Origin of the sequence: Streptomyces sp. AP-93 (assembly GCF_022808175.1) — a bacterium.
Lineage (GTDB): Bacteria > Actinomycetota > Actinomycetes > Streptomycetales > Streptomycetaceae > Streptomyces.
This window is the reverse complement of sequence record NZ_JALGBX010000018.1, coordinates 173,051-187,449: the sequence shown is the minus strand read 5'-3', so window position 1 is coordinate 187,449 and position 14,399 is coordinate 173,051. Positions and strand designations below refer to the sequence as shown.

Sequence of the window (14,399 nt, the reverse complement as noted above, 5' to 3'; positions counted from 1 at the left end):
GCCCTACGGCTCGGGCTCGCCATCGGCTCGCCCTGCCGGATCCCGGTGGGCCACACGGCGCTCCTCCAGCGGGGCCCGCCGCAGGACGTCGTCACCCACGCGGGGCAGGTGTGGGGTGTGGTTGACCAGGCGGGCCGAGTTCCCGACCACGGCGATGCTGCTCGTGTTGTGCAGCAGGGCCGCGAGGACGGGATTCATGGAACCGCCGGCGCCCGCGACCAGGCCGACGAGATTGACCCCTATCGCGAGCCCGTAGTTCTGCCGTACGACGCGCAGGGTATGGCGGCTCAGTTCCACGACCGCCGCGACCTGGCGCAGGTCGTTGCCCGCCAGGGCGATGTCGGCGGTTTCCAGGGCCACATGGGAGGAGTGCTCGCCCATGGTGATGCCGACGTCGGCGAGGGCCAGGGCCGGGGCGTCGTTGGTGCCGTCGCCCACCATGGCGACGGTGTGGCCTTCGGCCTGGAGATCGCGGATGAGTTGGAGTTTGGCCTCGGGGAGCGCGTGGGCGTGGACTTCGGTGATCCCGAGGGTGTCGGCGACGACCTGGGCGGTCTCCGGGGCGTCGCCGGTGAGCAGAATCAGGCGGGAGACCCCGAGGTCGCGCAGCTGCTGAACGACGGTTTCCGCGCCGGCCCGTACGGCGTCGGAGACGCCGAGCATGCCGATGAGGTCCTCGTCGTGGGCGAGGCAGATGACGGTCTCGCCGCCGGCGCGCAACCGGTCCGTCCAGTTGCGGGCGTCTTCGGTGAGGTCGACTCCGTGCTGGCGCAGGAGGGCGGGGCTGCCGACGAGGAGGCGGGTTCCGTCGAGTTCGGCGCGCATGCCCATGCCGAGGACGACCTCGCACGCTTGGTGGATCGGCACGTGGAGGTGCTGCTCTTCGGTGCGCGCGACGATGGCCTGGGCGAGCGGGTGACGTGCGTGCAGTTCGCCGGAGGCCGCCAGGCTCAGCACCTCGTCGGCGGTGACCGTCTCGCTGAGGGTCACCACGCTCGTGACCAGGGGCTTGCCGAAGGTGAGGGTGCCGGTCTTGTCGAAGACGACCGCGGTGACCCGGCCGATGCCCTCCAGGTGGGTGCCGCCCTTGATGAGGGTGCCTCGGCGGGCACCGTTGCCGATGGCCGCGCTGATCGCGGTCGGGGTGGCCAGCCCGGCCGCGCACGGGCAGGCGATGAGCAGCATGGTCATCGCGCGCCGGGCGTCACGGGTGACGACGTAGGTGAGCGCGGCCAGGCCGAAGGAGACCGGGACGAAGCGCTGGGTGAAGCGGGTGGCCACGGTCTGGATCGGAGCCCGGTCCGACTGGGCCTCCTCGACCCGGCTGATGATCCGGCCGACCGTGGTGTCCCGGCCGACGAAGTCCGCGCGGATGGTGAGCGAGCCGGAGGTGACGATGGTGCCGGCGTACACGTGGGCGCCTTCCCTGGCGTAGACGGGCAGCGCCTCGCCGGTGACGGCCGCCTGGTCCACCAGGGCCTCGCCGGTGAGCACGTGCCCGTCGACGGGGATGCGGTGGTATTCGTACACGGCGACGGTGTCGCCCGGCTCCACGGTCTCCAGGTCGACCTCGAGCTCGACGCCTTCGCGTACCAGCCAGACCCGCTCGTCACCGATGGTGAGCAGTTCTTCGATGGCGCGGCGGGTACGGCGCAAGGTGAGGGTCTGGAGGAACTCGCCGATGTTCAGCAGCCACAGGACGGTGAGGGCCACCACGTTCTCGCGGAGCACGAGGGAGATCACGGTCGCCGCCGTGACCAGGGTGTCCGTACCGGGGCTGCTGCGGCCGCGCAGCGTGCGCAGTGCGCCCCGGAAGAAGGGCAGGCCGGTGAAGATGGTGACGACGCCGAGCAGCCCGGAGGATCCGAAGGTGATCCGGGGCCGGCCCAGCAGGCGCCGCAGTGCCACGAAGGCCAGGACCGCTCCGCCGACCACCAGCCGGGCCACTTCTCCGGTGGAGGTGTCGGGCAGGGACCGGGAGGGCTTGGCCGCCACCACGGCGGCGGGCGGGGCCTCCTCAAGGGCGTCGACGAGCTGCTCGACGTTCAAGTGGTCGGGGGCCACCCAGATCACGACGCTGCCGGTACGCGGGAAGATCCGCAGCGCGCGGAAGCCGCTGATGCCGGTCAGCCGGTCGTCGACGAGGCCCGCGCAGCCGGGCCGTGCTCTCAGCCAGGGCACTGACAGGCGGATGCGCCCCGCAGCAACCGAGCAGACCAGGACGGTCGACATGATCAGTGCTCGTGTCCGTGATCGTCGTGATTGACGTTGACCGCGGACGGCGGGGGTACCTCTTCGCCGAGCGTGGTGCGGGCCTCGGCGAGCATGTCACCGGCCTTGAGCCGTGCCTCCTCGGCTGCCGAGGCCAGCCAGCGGCTCGCGACGATGCCGCCCGCGAGGCCGCCGACGAGCGCCTTGCGCGCAGCAGGCTTGGCGGCGGGGAGGTTCTTGATGATCAAGCCGCCCACCACGCCGGATACCGCGTAATGGGCCAGCTTGCCGGCTGTCGCACCGGCTATCGCGAGGGGGTGCATGAACAGCTCCTTCCGTACGCACCGAGCAGGTACGACGGACCTCCCTCTCAGTGTGAACCCGCCGAGCCCACCGGGTCGAGCCGAGCCCGGGCCACAGCCCCCCTGGGCGCCGCGCCGCCCGCCGGCCAGTCGGCACCCCAGGTAGATGAGGAACGAGATGGTCGTGACGTACGGGCTGATCGGGACGGTGCTCCCGAGGGCGAGCAGGATGCCCCCTTCCATCGCCACGAGCGCGAAGGCGACGCTCAGCACCGGCAGCAGCACCGGGGAGGCCGTGAGCCGGGCGGCGGCGGCCGCCGGGGTGACGAGCAGTGCGAGGTCGGCACGGGCCCCGGCCGGGGGCACCAGACGAGGGTCAGCGCGATGGTGACCCCGACAAGCGGGCCCAGACCACGGGCTGAAGAGACGCGCATGGCGTCCTCCCTGCCGGAGGGAAACCGAAACGGTCATCACTTCCACTATCTCCCCGTTTGACCCAGCCCTCTACTTACCGACCAGGCACCGCGCCCTCAGCATTCCGGCGCGTGGCCTGTCAGCGCCGTCCGCGAGGCGGACAACAGCTCCTTGGTGATCGCCTGCCGCGGCAGCTCGATCAGCTGACGAGCCGGGCCGGCCTCGACGATGCGCCCTGCGTCCAGGACCGCGATGCGGTCCGCGAAGGCTCCGGCGGCCGCGAGGTCGTGGGTGATGAACACCAGGCTGAGTTCGCGGTGTTCCCTGAGCCGGGCGAGGGCGTCGAGGATCGTGGTCCGCGTCTTCGAGTCGAGGCCGGAGGTGATCTCGTCGCAGATCAGGACGCTTGGCCCGGCCAGCAGGGCCCGGGCCAGCGCCGCCCGTTGGAGTTCGCCGCCGGAGAGCTCGCCGGGGCGGCGCCCGGCAAGCTTCTCGCTCAGGCCGAACTCGCCGAGGGTGCTCACGGCTGTACGGCGCGCTTCCGCCGGGGTGGCGCCCTGGAGCCGTACGGCACTGCGGGCGACCTGGTCGAGGACCGGCCGGTGTTCGTCGAAGGCGGCCTTCACGTCCTGGAACACGTACTGCACGGCGGCCAGTTCGGAGCGATTGCGGGAACGCAGGCTGCGCGGCAACGGCATCCCGTCGAGCAGGACCGTGCCCTCGTACGCCCGGTGCAGCCCGGCCAGGCAGCGTCCCAGGGTGGTCTTGCCGCTGCCTGAACGGCCGACGAGCGCCAGGCACTCCCCTGCCGCGACCGAGACTCCGATGTCGCTCAGCACCTCGGACACCCCGCGCGTGGTGCGGTGCCGTGCGGTCAGATTCCGCGTCTCCACACGCATCGGACCGCGTGGGCGGGGCTCTCGCGCAGCGCGCAACTCCTCCCGTGCGAGACCTTCCAGGACCGACGACGCGGGTCCGCGGTCCACGACCCGCCCGTCCCGCATCACCACGACCTCGTCGGCCAGCTCCCGTACGACGTCCAGGTCGTGGCTGAGGAGGACGACGGCGATGCCCTGTGCGGCCACGGCCGCCAGTTCCGCGACGATGCCCTGTTTGGTGAGGGCGTCCTGCCCGGTGGTGGGTTCGTCGGCGACGATGACCCGGGCGCCCAGCAGCAACGCCTGGGCCAGCACGACCCGCTGCTGCTGTCCGCCGGAAAGCTGGTGGGGAAAGCGCCGCAGCACGGCCCCTGGATCCGGGAGCTGCGCGAGCCGCAGGGCCTCGTCGACACGGCGCCTGCGTTCGAGCCGGTCTCCTCCCCGGCGGGCGGCGATGTCGGCGAGGAGCGCGCCCACCCGACGGGCGGGGTTGAGGACCGACGCCGGGTGCTGGGGGATGTATCCGACCGGGCCCGCGGGTGTGTGGACCTCGCCGCCGACGACGGCGCCGGCCGGGTATTCGCCGAGGAGGGCGAGCCCGGTGGTGGTCTTGCCGCTGCCGGACGGGCCGATGACGGCGGTGATCCTGCCGGCGTGGGCGGCGAGGCTCACACCGTCCACGATCGCCCGTCCGCCGATGGCGACTCGCAGGTCCCGTACCTCTGAGACAAGGGTCATCGCGTCGCTCCCTTCCGGGGAGTGTGCCGTTGGAGGGCGGCGTCGAACAGGAGGTTGGTGCCCATCGAGAGGGCCGCGATGAGTAGCGCGGGCACGACCACGGCCCAGGGCTGGAGGAAGAGGCCGGTGCGGTTGCGGTCGACCATGACCGCCCAGTCGGCGGCGTCCGGCTGGACGCCCACGCCGAGGAAGGCGGCGGTCGCGACCAGGTAGAGGGCTCCGGTGAGCCGGATCCCGGCGTCGGCGGCGAGGGTGCGGCGCATGCAGCGGGCCACGTAGCCGATGGCCGTGCGCCACCAGGACTCGCCCTGCATGCGCAGCGCTTCCACGGCGGGCCGGGAAGAGATCTCGACGGCCGCCGCGTGCACGACGCGGGCGGCGTCGGGTACGGCGGCCAGCCCGACCAGGATGGTCAGTCCGGCGGGTCCCGGGGTGAGGGTGGCCGCGACGAGCAGGACCAGGAGGAGGGAGGGGACCGCGATGACCACATCAAGGGGCCGCATCAGCGCCTCCTCCAGCCAGGTGCGGCGGGTCAGGGCCGCGGTGAGGCCGAGGGGGACGGCGACGAGGTAGGCGAGGGCGGTGGCGGCGAGCGCCACGAGCACGACGGAGCGGCCGCCGAGGAGCACCTGGTGCCAGACGTCGCGTCCGCTGAAGTCGGTGCCGAGCCAGTGCCCTTCGAGGGAGGCGAAGGAGACCGAGCGGGGGCCGGCCGGGCCCGCCACGAAGGGCCCGGCCAGCGCGAGGAGGACGGGAAGGACGATCAGCCCGAGTGCGAAGAGGGACCGTGCCGGCTTCTGCTTCATGCCGCCGCCTCGGACCGGGGCGCGAAGCGGCGGGCTGCCAGGTCGGCGGCGAGGTTGACCAGGACCGTGACGATTCCGAAGACGACGGCCATGCCCTGGACGACCGGGAGGTCACGGGCCGCGACAGCCTCGATGAGCACGGTGCCGAGGCCGGGGATCACGAAGAGTGCCTCCACGACGATCACTCCGCTGAGGAGCCAGTCGCAGGTACGGGCCAGTTGCTGAGTGGCGGGGGCGAGTGCGTTGGGCAGGGCGTGGGTCCAGGTGATGCGGGCGCCGGAGACCCCGTAGCGGCGGGCCTGGGCGACGTACGGCGAGGCCATCGCGTCGATCATCCCGGCGCGCACGAGGCGGCTGATGGTGCAGACGGGCCGCGACAGCAGGACGACGACGGGCAGGACCAGGACGGCGGGCTCGGTGAACGGGTCGGCTCCGACGGCCGTGGGCGGCAGCCAGGCCAGCCACAGTCCGAAGAGCGTGGCGAGCAAGATCCCGATGGCGAATTCCGGTACGGCGTGCACGGCGAGGGTCAGCGCGCTGACGGTGCGGTCGAGCGGCCCGCCCTCGCGGCGGGCGGCCAGGACCCCGAGCCCGACCGAGAGGGGGACGAGCAGGGCGAGGGTGGCGCCGGCGAGGAGGAGGGTGGGGCCGAGTCCGGCGGCCAGGTAGCCGGTGACGGGCCGTCCGCTGACCAGTGAGGTGCCGAGGTCGCCGTGCAGGAGGCCGACGGCCCAGTCCACGAAGCGTTCGGGGGCGGGCCGGTCCAGGCCCATCGTCTCGCGGATGAGGGCGATGCGGGCCGGATCGGGCTGGTCACCGGCGAGGGCGACCGCCGCGTCACCGGGCAGCGCCTCGGTGAGAGTGAAGATGAACAGGACGACGGCCGCCGTCTGCCCCAGACCGAGGAGCAGGCGGCGGCCGATCCATGACAGGTGCGGTGTCACGCGATCCAGATCTTGTCGAAGCGGGCCCAGTCGAGGGTGTTGGCGGGTGCCGTCTTGGACACCCCGTGCACCTTGGGTGCGGTGGCGATGATCCAGTCGGCGAAGCCCCAGATCAGGAAGCCGCCCTCGTCGTGCAGCCGGCGCTGCATCCGCTCGTAGAGGGCGCCGCGCTGCGTGACGTCGCGCGTGGACTGGGCCTGCTGGTACAGGTCGTCGAAGTCCTTGTGCTGCCACTTGGTGGCGTTGGTGGTGGAGCCGGTGAGCAGCCGCTGCGAGATGTGGGACTCGATCGGCATGGCGCCCGAGCGGTAGGAGGCGAAGGTGCCGGCGTTCAGGATGTCCTTCCAGTACGTGTCCTTGCTGCCGACCTTGACCTCGACGGTGACTCCGGCCTTCGCCGCCTGCTCCTTGAAGATTCCGGCGGCCTCGACGAAGCCGGTGGCGGCGGGGGCGGTGTCGAGGGTGACCTTGAGGCCCTCGGCACCGGCTTCCTTGAGCAGGGCGCGGGCCTTGTCGAGGTCCTGGGCGCGCTGCGGGAGGCCGGCGGGGTAGTACTGGTAGCCCTTGCCGAAGAGGTCGTTGCCGATCTCGCCTGCGCCGGAGAGAGCGCCGTCGACGAGTTCCTTGCGGTCGGCGATGAGGAAGAAGGCCTGGCGGACCCGAGGGTCGTTGAAGGGCGGGCGGTCGGTCTTCATGACGAAGCCCTGCATCGCGCTGCCAGGGAGGCGGACGATGTCGATCTTGCCCTTGCCCTCGTGGGCGCGGGCGGTGGCCGGGTTCAGTTCGTGGGCGTACTCGACCTGACCGCCGAGCAGGGCGCTGACGCGTGCCGACTCCTCGCCGGCGACGACGAATTCGAGCTCGTCCAGGTGGGGGGCGCCCTCCCAGTAGGCGTCGTTGCGCTTGACGACGAGGGAACTGCCCGGCTTGAAGGAGACGAAGCTGAACGGGCCGGAGCCGATGGGGTTGGCGAAGGCGGTGGCGTCCTTGGGGACGATGTAGGCGCCGAACGCGGCGAGGACGTTGGGGAATTCGGCGTACGGGCGCTTGAGCTTGAACTCGACGGTGGAGGCGTCCACCGCCCGGCTCGCGTCGAGGTCGATCGGCTCCAGGGAGGCCTTGGCGCGGAAGGTGCCCTTGGGGTCGGCGATCCTGCGGTAGCTGTACAGGACGTCCTCGGCGGTGACGGGCTTGCCGTCGTGGAAGGCGGCCTTGCGCAGGGTGATCTTCCAGGTGTCGAGAGCGTCGTTGGGCTCCCAGAGCTCGGCGAGCCGGGGGACCGCGGAGAGGTCGGCGCCGAAGTCGGCGAGCTTGTCGAACAGGGCCTTGGCGCGGGCGGCGTCGACGAACAGGTTGGCGGCGTGCGGGTCCAGGGTCTCGCTGGCTCCGCCACCGGCGAAGGCGGCGCGCAGCCGGCCGCCCTGCTTGGGGGCTCCCTCGGCGGCGTTCTTGGCGTCCGGGGTGGTGTCGCCGGAACCGCAGGCTGCGGTGAAGGCGAGGGCGGTGGCGCCCGTGGCGATCAGGAAGCCTCTGCGGGCGAGGCTGGAGCGGGCGTCGTTCATGGGGTGGTGTCTCCGTTGCTGGGGTGGGGCTTGAGCCGGGCGATGAGGTGGAGGCGGTCGGAACTCGTGGTCCCGTGCGGGGCCTCGCCTTCGCTCCACGGCGGTTCGGTGCGGGGGCCGGGTCCGTCGTGCAGCGCGAGGACCTCGAACCCTGCGGTGGCGAGGAAGTGCCGGAGTTCCTGCGGGAAGAGGAGCCTCCAGGCGGAGCGCTGCTCTTCCCGCGGACAGCCGTCGTCGGCGGTCCAGATTCTCCGGCGGCGCAGGAGTTGCGCGCCGTGATCGATCCACAGGGTGGTGTGGGAGGTGTAGGTGGTGCCGCGCCATGCGAAGGAGGCGGTGCGCGGGCCGTCGAGGAGTTCGGTGTTGCCGAGGAAGAAGGCCCCGTTGCGCATCTCCGCGACGAGGAGTCCGCCCGGGGTGAGGTGGGCGCGGCAGCGGGCGAGGAAGGCGGCGAGGTCCTCGTTGGTGTGGCAGTAGAGCAAGGCGCTGTCCAGGCAGACGATCGCGTCGAAGGTCGCTCCGAGGTCGAAGTCGCGCATGTCGGCCAGGCGGTACTCAGGGCCCGGGTGGTGCGTGCCCGCGTGCGCCAGCATGGCCTGCGAGGTGTCGATGCCGGTGACCTCTCGCCCGGCCCGGTGGTGCAGCCAGGCGGCGTCCCGGCCCGTGCCGCACCCGACATCGAGGACGCGGGGGCCGGCGCCGTGGCGGGTCAGCACCTCCTCGGTCCAGCGGGCGGCGAGCCGTTCGGGGTCGGGGAAGCGTTCCTCGTAGAGCTCGGGGTGGTCGGTGAGCAGGTTGCTGCTTGTCGTCACTGTCATCGCGTCTCGCTTCGGGGCCGGTCGGGGAGAGCGGGGGCCGTCGGATCGTGTGCCTGCCCTACGGGCAGCACGCCTCGGCGCTGGAGGTGTGCGACGCCCGCTGCGGATGCCAGGCCCAGGGCGAGGCAGCAGCCGTAGGGCAGCCAGGTCAGGCCGGTCTGGCCGGCGGTGTCCATGGACCAGCCGATGGCCGCGCTGCCGGCGGCGGCCGCGACCCCGGAGACCGCGTAGAAGAGGCCGTAGAACGTGCCGGTCAGGCTGTCGCGGCCGAAGGCCGGTATCAGCTCCATCACGAACGGCGAGGCGATCATCACCCCGAGGTGCAGCAGCAAGGCCCCGGCGAGCACGGGCAGCAGACGCAGGGGGTGCGCGGTGGCGGCGCCCGCGACGAGCATCGGGGGCAGAAATCCCAGGCCCATGACGCCCAGGCCGGTGGCGATCCAACGGCCCCTGCTCCCCCGGGCCTTCAGGGCGCGGGTGATGCGCAGCTGGAACAGCAGGTTGGCGACGGTCCCGGCGAGGAACAGCAGGCCGACCGAGCCGCCCCAGCCGGAGGCGTCGGTCGCCGCACGGGGCAGCAGCAGGTAGAGCTGGTTCTCCAGGCCGTACATCCCGACCATGGCGAGGGAGAAGAGCAGGAACCGGCGGTTGCCGGCCACCTCTCGCCAGTCGGCGAGGACACCCGACTCGGGAGCCGGTACCTCACGCGCCGGGAGCACCAGGAACTGCGCGAGCGTGAGTACGGCGAATACGCCGGCCGCGGTGACGGCGGCTGCCCGGAAGTCCACGAGCAGCAGCAGGGTCCCCAGCAGCGGGCCGAGCAGCGCCCCGGTCGTGGCGAACACGTTGAACAGCGCGAACGCCTCCGCCTTGCGCTCGCCGGCCTCCTGGGCGACGTACGTCCGCACGGCGGGGTTGAAGAGGGCCCCCGCGAGCCCGCTGAGTATGGAAGCGGCGATGAGCAGCGGCAGGCTGTCGCCGAGGGCGAACAAGCCGAATCCCACCGTGCGCAGCCCGCAGCCCGTGACGATCACGCCGCGGGCGCCGAGCCGGTCGGCGGCCGAGCCGCCGATCAGGAACAGGCCCTGCTGGCTGAGGTTGCGCAGGCCGAGGACGATGCCGACGACGGCGGCCGACAGCCCCAGGTCGTCGGTGAGGTGGGTGGCGAGGTACGGGATGAGCAGGTAGAAGCCGGTGTTGACGCCGAGCTGGTTGACCAGGAGGAGTCGTACGGCGAGCGGGAAGCCCCGCACGGATCTGAGGATCTTCACCGGACGACCGCCATGTGGGTGCGTCTGACGCCGAGTCCGGCCCGGTCGGCAGCACGTACGGTGCCGTCCGTGCCCCCGATGCCGGTCCACGGGTCGTCGGCGAGCAGCAGGTGCCCGTCGAGGTCCACCCAGCGGGCCCGGTCGGCGAGGTGCACGGCGGGGGCGATGCCGAGCGAGCTGGCGGTGAGGCAGCCGAGCATGAGGTCGGTGCCGGTGCCGCGCAGGGCTTCGTGGATGCGCAGCGCGGCCCGTACTCCGCCGCACTTGGCGAGCTTGACGTTGACGCCGTGGACCAGTCCGGCGAGCGCCACGGCATCCTCGTACGAGACGGCGTCCTCGTCGGCGATGACGGGGATCGGTGATTCCTTGGCCACGCGGGCGAGCGCGTCGGGGCTGCCCGGCGCGATGGGCTGTTCCACGGCGGTGACCCCGAGGTCGGCGAAGCGTGGCAGCAGGTCGATCGCCTGGCGTTCGGTCCACGCCCCGTTGGGGTCGAGCAGCAGGCTCGCCTCGGGGGCTCCGGTGCGTACGGCCTCCACGCGCGCGAGGTCTTCGGCCGGATCGGGGGATCCCGCCTTGACCTTGAGGGCGGTGAAGCCGCTCACGGCGAGCCGGGCCGCCTGCGCTGCGGCCGGTACGGGGGCGGTGATGCCGATCGTACGAGTGGTCTGCGCGGCCGGTGCGGTGGGCGTACCCAGCAGCTGGTGGGCGGGCCGGCCGGACCGCTTGCCGACCAGGTCGAGCAGGGCCGCCTCCAGCCCGGCCAGCACACCGGCCGGCAGCTTCGGCAGGCCGGGCAGCGAGGCGGCCACGTGTTCGTCCCACGCGGTCTCGGGGTCAGGCAGGCGTTCCACCGCGGCCCGCGCCGTGGTGAGGTACCGGACGATGCGGGAGGTGGGCAGGCCGAGGTACTCGCTGCTGACGACCTCGCCCCAGCCGGTCATGCCGCCGTGCTCGATCGCGACCCAGACCGCGTCGCGTCGGGCCATCACCGAGCGGGAGATGCGCAGCGGCTCGGCCAGTTCCAGCTCGGTGGTGTGCCAGGTGAGTCTCATGCGGCATCTCCCCGCGTCGGTGCGGGCAGGTGGTGCGGCCGGGTGGCCGCGCGCGGGTCGAGGACGGTGCGGCAGCGGGTCCAGCCGATCGCCTCGGTCGCGCGCGGGTGTGCGATCTCCAGGGGGCGCAGGGCCAGTTCAGCCCGGTCGAGGCCGTGGGCGTGGCAGAAGTCGTCGTCGTAGACGGTGCCGAGGTAGCGGTGCGGCCCGTCGGGGAAGACCGTCGCGACGACCGCGCCCGCTTCCACGCGGGCGGCCCAGGCGGAGACGAGGGCGACGGCGCCCGTGCTCCAGCCGCCGCTGACGAAGCTGGTACGGGCGAGCCTGCGGCAGGCGTCGACCGCTTCGGCGGGGCCCACCCAGTGGACCTCGTCGAAGGCGTGGTGGGCGACGTTGCGCGGGTGGATGCTGCTGCCGAGTCCGCGCATGAGGCGGGGGCGGGCGGGCTGGCCGAAGATCGCGGAGCCGATGGAGTCGACGCCGATCACCTTCAGCCGCGGCCAGCGGCGGCGCAGCGGGCCGATGAGCCCGGCGCTGTGGCCGCCGGTTCCGACGCTGCACACCAGGACGTCCAAGTGATCGAGCTGTCCGCAGAGTTCGGCGGCCATGGAGAGGTATCCGGCCGCGTTGTCGGGGTTGTTGTACTGGTCGGGCCAGTAGGCGTCCGGGATCCGTTCCAGTACCTCGCGGAGCCGGGCGATCCGGGCCGCCTGCCAGCCACCCTCGGCGGCGGGCCGGTCCACGAGCTCCAGCTGTGCACCGTACGCACGGAGCAACTGCCGCATGGACGGTTCGAGTTCGCGGTCACCGATGAGGACGACCGGGTGACCGAGGGCCTGCCCGGCGAAGGCGAGCCCGATCCCGAGGGTTCCGGAGGTGGATTCGACCACGGTGGCGCCCGGGCGCAGTTCGCCGCGCTGCCGGGCACCGCGCAGCATGGACACGGCGGACCGCGCCTTCATCCCGCCGGCGCCGAGGCATTCGAGTTTGGCCCAGAAGCCCGGGTGGGCGTAGGGCAGTTCCGTACGGATCCGCGCGAGCGGGGTGCGGCCGACCAGGGTCAGCAGCTCGGGGTTCGTGCTGTGGGCCGGCAGGCGGTCCAGCGGGGGTGCGACGGTCACCGGGTGCCTCCGTAGCGGTGGATGACCCCGGGGCCGCCGTCGAGCCAGAAGAAGGGGTAGGGCTCCGCGGACACGGCGCTGACCCCGGAGCCCAGGAAGCGCGGGAGGATCGCACTGCCGGTCTGCGCGAACATGACCAGGGGCTTCCCGGTGGCGGCGACGTGGTCGAGCAGGGGCTGGAAGGTGCCGTTCCCGAGGGTCATGCCGGAGGCGAGCACGGCGTCGCAGTGCCCCAACTCCGCGAAAGCGTCGGCCCGTACCTGCTCGCCCCACTCGGTGGTGCCGCCCTTGAGGTCGCAGGGCACGTATCCCAGGCCGCGCGCACGCAGCTGTTCCAGCAGGGAGTTGACCACACCGATGACGAGGATCCGGCGGATCCCGGCCTCGGGCAGCAGATCCACCACGGCGCGAGCGCGGGCTCTGGACCGGTGCAGGGAGCTGCCCGCCGGCAGGGCGTACGGGCGGGCGCCGTGGTCGGGGGTGTGAGGGCGTACGTGGCTCAGGTACGCGTCGAGCGCGGCGACCCGCACGGGAAGCATCGGGTGATCGAGGAGCTCGGCCACCGAGGCGCCGACACAGTCATCGAGTGCCGCGGCGGGCAGGGCGCCCGGCTCCACCGCGCAGGATCCGACGGCCGCGTCCAGGCGCAGACTGAGCACCTCGTTGCGGTAACCACTGCTGCGGCCGGCGTGGCGGACCGCCTGGGCGGTGGTGAAGGCGAGCGCGATGCGTTCCCGGGCGGGATCGGAGCCGTACGCCCCCGCGCGGACGGCCTCGACGAGCTGGTCGACGGTGCGTACGGCGAGCTCGGACAGGGTGGGTGCGGTCATGCGGGCACCGCCGAAGGCAGCTCGGCACCCTGCTCTTCAAAAGTGGGACGCAGGTGAGCCAAGAGCCGTTCGGCGCTTTCCCGCGCCCCACCGCCCTGGGTGTCGGCGGTCATGATGTGGCCGAGGTACTCGTTGTTGCTGGTCGCGGCCCGTACGGCGCGGCCGGGCTCGGCGAGGGTGAGCTCCAGGACCCCGGACTGCGCACGGACGTCGTCGGCGCCCTCGATACCGGCGAGGGTGCCGGTGGTGTGGGGAAGCAGGAAGGCGATGGCGGCGCTGTGCACGCCGGTCGCGCGCGCTGTCAGATCCGGCTTACGGCCGAGGGCGACGTCCACGCAGGCGGCTGCCAGGTCGATGCCCGTGACGTGGCGGACCAGCTCGGTGATCCGGTTGCCGGCGGGGCGCGGGTTGACCTCGACCACCTTGGGACCTTCGGGCGTCAGTTTGATCTCGGTGTGACACACGATGTGGTCCAGGCCCAGGGCCTTGATCGCAGCGACAGCCGTGTCGACCGCTTCCCGCTCCGACTGCGGTGCGATTCCCGCGGGGAACATGTGACCGGTCTCGATGAAGGCGGGTGCCCCGCCGATGCTCTTGTCCGTGACACCGACCACGCCCGTGACGCCGCCGAATGAGACGGTCTCGACACTGACCTCCGGGCCGGTCAGGAGCTCCTCCAGAAGCACGACGGGCATCCGGTCCTGTCCGCGCGCGTTGACCGGGAACTCGGCCAGCGCCCGGCAGGCCGCCTCCAGTTCCCGCTCGTCGCGGACCTCCCGTACGAGCATTCCGGCGCACAGGTCCACGGGCTTGACCACCAGCGGATAGCCGATCTCCCGGGCGGCGGCCGCGGCCTGCGCCGTGTCCGCGCACAGCGCGAAACGGGGGCCCGGCACGCCGGCCTCCGCCAGCACCCGGCGGGTCAGGTCCTTGCGGCAGGCGGCCTCGACGGCCTGGACGGCCGGGCCGGGCAGGTCCAGCCGGTCCGCGATCCGGGCAACGGCCGGCAGGTAGTAGTCGCAGGAGGAGACGACCCCGTCGAAGGCAAGCACCGCGTGCAGCCGTTCCAGGTGGGGCAGCAGCTCATCCATGTCGTTCGTGTCCGCGGTGATGATGTTGCGCGCCGCCAGCAGCGGATGCGGGCCCTCCGATCCGGCGCCGCGCAGGTAGTGGTGCAGGTCCCGGGTGACGAAGGTGAACTCGTGCCCGCCTTCCCCGATCGCCCTGGGCAGCAGCCTGCTCATCGACCCCACCCAGCTCTCGACAACCAGCAGATGTGCCAAGGGACTTCCTCTCAAGATGCCGCCACGACCAGTGGGCATACCTGCGAAGCGGACCGCCTGACGGGAGGCGTCCGCATCGAACCGAGGAGGAAGCTACCTGAAATCGTTTTCATTTCCAATAGGACGGATTTCCGGTAGCCTGCCGCTCACGAGACCGGAGTGCCGG

Annotated in this window: 12 protein-coding genes and 1 pseudogene; all 13 read right to left on the bottom strand. The window is 72.2% G+C overall.

Features of this window, described 5'->3' with window-relative positions:
• Nucleotides 1-3 precede the first annotated feature (3 nt).
• Nucleotides 4-2,232, bottom strand: coding sequence for a cation-translocating P-type ATPase (locus MTF69_RS27625; protein WP_243338863.1), 2,229 nt, complete (start codon nt 2,230-2,232; stop codon nt 4-6).
• A 2-nt stretch (nt 2,233-2,234) separates the two neighbouring features.
• Nucleotides 2,235-2,534, bottom strand: a complete 300-nt coding sequence (locus tag MTF69_RS27620; RefSeq protein ID WP_243338892.1) for a DUF1490 family protein — start codon at nt 2,532-2,534, stop codon at nt 2,235-2,237.
• 72 nt (nt 2,535-2,606) lie between these two features.
• Nucleotides 2,607-2,867: pseudogene (locus tag MTF69_RS27615) on the bottom strand (metal ABC transporter permease); the annotation flags it as partial.
• Between the two features lie 176 nt (nt 2,868-3,043).
• Nucleotides 3,044-4,543, bottom strand: coding sequence for an ABC transporter ATP-binding protein (locus tag MTF69_RS27610; RefSeq protein WP_243338862.1), 1,500 nt, complete (start codon nt 4,541-4,543; stop codon nt 3,044-3,046).
• A complete protein-coding gene (locus MTF69_RS27605) occupies nt 4,540-5,349 on the bottom strand; it encodes an ABC transporter permease (protein WP_243338861.1) in 810 nt (269 codons plus the stop codon). The genes MTF69_RS27610 and MTF69_RS27605 overlap by 4 nt, the downstream gene beginning before the upstream one ends.
• Complete coding sequence (locus MTF69_RS27600; protein WP_243338860.1) at nt 5,346-6,293, bottom strand: ABC transporter permease; 948 nt, start codon at nt 6,291-6,293, stop codon at nt 5,346-5,348. The genes MTF69_RS27605 and MTF69_RS27600 overlap by 4 nt, the downstream gene beginning before the upstream one ends.
• Nucleotides 6,290-7,855, bottom strand: coding sequence for an ABC transporter substrate-binding protein (locus MTF69_RS27595; protein WP_243338859.1), 1,566 nt, complete (start codon nt 7,853-7,855; stop codon nt 6,290-6,292). Before MTF69_RS27595 ends, MTF69_RS27600 begins: the two co-directional genes overlap by 4 nt.
• Nucleotides 7,852-8,673, bottom strand: coding sequence for a trans-aconitate 2-methyltransferase (locus tag MTF69_RS27590; protein WP_243338858.1), 822 nt, complete (start codon nt 8,671-8,673; stop codon nt 7,852-7,854). The genes MTF69_RS27595 and MTF69_RS27590 overlap by 4 nt, the downstream gene beginning before the upstream one ends.
• Nucleotides 8,670-9,944, bottom strand: coding sequence for an MFS transporter (locus tag MTF69_RS27585; RefSeq protein WP_243338857.1), 1,275 nt, complete (start codon nt 9,942-9,944; stop codon nt 8,670-8,672). The genes MTF69_RS27590 and MTF69_RS27585 overlap by 4 nt, the downstream gene beginning before the upstream one ends.
• On the bottom strand, nt 9,941-10,999 hold the full coding sequence (locus MTF69_RS27580) for a dipeptide epimerase (protein WP_243338856.1): 1,059 nt from the start codon (nt 10,997-10,999) through the stop codon (nt 9,941-9,943). The genes MTF69_RS27585 and MTF69_RS27580 overlap by 4 nt, the downstream gene beginning before the upstream one ends.
• On the bottom strand, nt 10,996-12,120 hold the full coding sequence (locus MTF69_RS27575) for a PLP-dependent cysteine synthase family protein (RefSeq protein ID WP_243338855.1): 1,125 nt from the start codon (nt 12,118-12,120) through the stop codon (nt 10,996-10,998). The genes MTF69_RS27580 and MTF69_RS27575 overlap by 4 nt, the downstream gene beginning before the upstream one ends.
• The gene (locus MTF69_RS27570; protein WP_243338854.1) at nt 12,117-12,950 is read right to left on the bottom strand and encodes a Rossmann-like domain-containing protein; all 834 of its coding nucleotides are present in this window, start codon (nt 12,948-12,950) and stop codon (nt 12,117-12,119) included. Before MTF69_RS27570 ends, MTF69_RS27575 begins: the two co-directional genes overlap by 4 nt.
• Nucleotides 12,947-14,233 carry an ATP-grasp domain-containing protein gene (locus MTF69_RS27565; RefSeq protein WP_243338853.1) on the bottom strand — a complete coding sequence of 429 codons (1,287 nt, stop codon included), beginning with the start codon at nt 14,231-14,233 and terminating at the stop codon, nt 12,947-12,949. The genes MTF69_RS27570 and MTF69_RS27565 overlap by 4 nt, the downstream gene beginning before the upstream one ends.
• Nucleotides 14,234-14,399: the final 166 nt, after the last annotated feature.